At 67.7% G+C, this 2,084-nt stretch carries 2 protein-coding genes; both read left to right on the top strand.

Translation table 11 applies throughout. The features are described from left to right. Positions 1-84: 84 nt before the first annotated feature. Positions 85-1,140: a M23 family metallopeptidase gene (locus tag ACLML9_RS28605; protein ID WP_411948407.1), complete on the top strand. Its 1,056-nt coding sequence runs from the start codon at positions 85-87 to the stop codon at positions 1,138-1,140. Between the two features lie 371 nt (positions 1,141-1,511). Next, positions 1,512-2,027 (top strand): transglycosylase SLT domain-containing protein, encoded by a 516-nt coding sequence (locus ACLML9_RS28600; protein WP_411948406.1) that lies wholly within the window; start codon positions 1,512-1,514, stop codon positions 2,025-2,027. The last annotated feature ends 57 nt before the right edge of the window (positions 2,028-2,084 follow it).

The raw sequence follows: 2,084 nt of genomic DNA, 5'->3' as shown, positions 1-2,084 counted from the left end.
GCCGACGGCCCGCCAACACAGGACCCCGACTCCACCGCGTCCGGTCGCGGGACCGGGGCCCTGCGCCGACGCTGGAACCGCGCCGTGCACCCGCTTTCCGAAGGGGCCGGCCGGGACACGCGCCCGGGTGCGACGACCGCGCCCGAGGAGCGGTCCATCTTGCTGGACCGTGCGGCCGCGACCGGCGGCGGTCTCGTCATCGCCCCCGGCTGGCGGGAGCGTGCCGCCGCGCAGGCCCGGACGCCGGGGCCCCGGTGGGTCGCGGCCCGCTGGTGGCTGCGGCGATCCGCCGTGGATCTCTGGTCCCGCCGTCCCACCCGGGCCGAACTCGCCGACCTCGTGGCGCGCCGGCCGTCCGCCGAGGAGATCGCCGCCGCGGCCCGGCGCCGCCGCGTACTCCTCGGTGTACTGCTGCTCGCCCTGTTCTTGGCGGCGGGCGACGGATCCGCGGGTCTCGCTGTCACCGACCGGAGCCCGGTTCCGGGAATCGCCTATCGGGTGGCCCTCGCCCATCCCTTGCGACTGTCCGCAGCGGTGCCTTCGGTGCGCCGCTATCTCGATGCCATCGACAACGGGGAACGCCTCCGCGAACAGGCGGTGGTGGCCGCGGCCGCCCGGGCCACCTTGGAACGTGCCAAGGCCGAAGCCGCCGCCGCGGTCGCCGGCCGGGAGCAGCCCTGGATAAACACCGCGCCCGCGCCGGGCGTCCTCGAGGGCGGGCTGATCCCGCCCGGCGCCGTGCCGCCCGGCGCCGGTGGTTACGTCCTGCCCGCGCCGGGCACCTTCACCTCCGGTTTCGGCAGCCGGTGGGGCACTTTCCATCGTGGTATCGATATCGCCGGCCCGATCGGTACCCCGATCTACGCCGTCGCGAGCGGCACCGTGATCGATGCCGGTCCCGCCGCCGGTTTCGGCCTGTGGGTGCGGATTCGGCACGACGACGGCGCGATCTCGGTCTACGGCCATATGTACGACTTCTTCGTCTCGGTCGGGGAACGGGTCCCGGCCGGTATGCAGATCGCGCGAATGGGCAACCGCGGTGATTCCACCGGACCGCATCTGCATTTCGAGATCATCTTGGATGGTCAGCATGTCGATCCGCAGCGCTGGCTCGCACTGCACGGACTCTCGTACAGCTGACCCGAATTGATCATGGCAAATACTCAGAATTCTGCAGATCTGCGTCCATATCACGCGTCCATATCACGAACGAACACACGACTTACATCCATGTAAGTCCAGGTAGATCGACTTTTCTCAGCAGAATAAAACATCGAGTTATTCTTTTGTTCACCTATCGTTAAGTTTACGCAATCAATCTGTGATTTGCCAGATAACGAACCGCAAGTTCGTTTGCCGCATGGTTATCGATTCGTCCGAACATTCCGATGCGGAGGCTCGCCCCGGCGGCGCAGTGCGCCATCCGGCCGCGGAAAACTGAATCCCCTTCCACAACACAAGTCATAAAGAAGCAGCGCAACGACTACCTGCGCGCTGTAGGAGCCGTTCCCATGCGTTTACGAAACCTGTTACCGCTCGTCGCCGTCGCCGCTGCTGTCGTGGTCCCCACCCAGGCACACGCCGACGCACCCATCACCGGTGTGCCCGCAGTACTGCAGGCCCCGGCCCAACAGGCCCAGCAGCAGATCCTCCACTGGCAGCAGCTGCCGCAGCCACTCCCGGAAACATTCGGCACACCGTCCTACTCCAACGACCTGGACGGCTGGATCCGCAACGCGCTGGCGGTACTCGGCCGACACGGTATTCCGGCCAGCTACGACGGCATCCACCGCAATGCCATGCGCGAGTCCAGCGGCAACCCCCAGGCGATCAACCTGTCGGACTCCAATGCCGCGGCGGGCACCCCCTCGAAGGGGCTCATGCAGGTCATCGATCCCACTTTCACCGCCTACCACGTGGACGGCACCTCGTGGGATATCTACGACCCGGTCGCCAATATCGCCGCGGCCTGCAACTACGCCGCCCACCGCTACGGCTCCATCGACAACGTCTTCGGAGCCTACTGAGCGGCCGGCCGGGAGGCCGGCCCCGGTGCGGGAGAGCGAACGCCGCTGCGCCGCCCG

The sequence above is a fragment of the Nocardia sp. NPDC002869 genome (assembly GCF_046764065.1).
Taxonomy (GTDB): domain Bacteria; phylum Actinomycetota; class Actinomycetes; order Mycobacteriales; family Mycobacteriaceae; genus Nocardia; species Nocardia rhamnosiphila.
Note: the sequence above shows the minus strand (reverse complement) of the source record. Positions and strands in the feature narration are given on the sequence as shown.

Excerpts from the sequence above, each read along its gene's own strand:
- ACLML9_RS28600 (WP_411948406.1), top strand. The coding sequence starts at position 1,512 with ATGCGTTTACGAAACCTGTTACCGCTCGTCGCCGTCGCCGCTGCTGTC.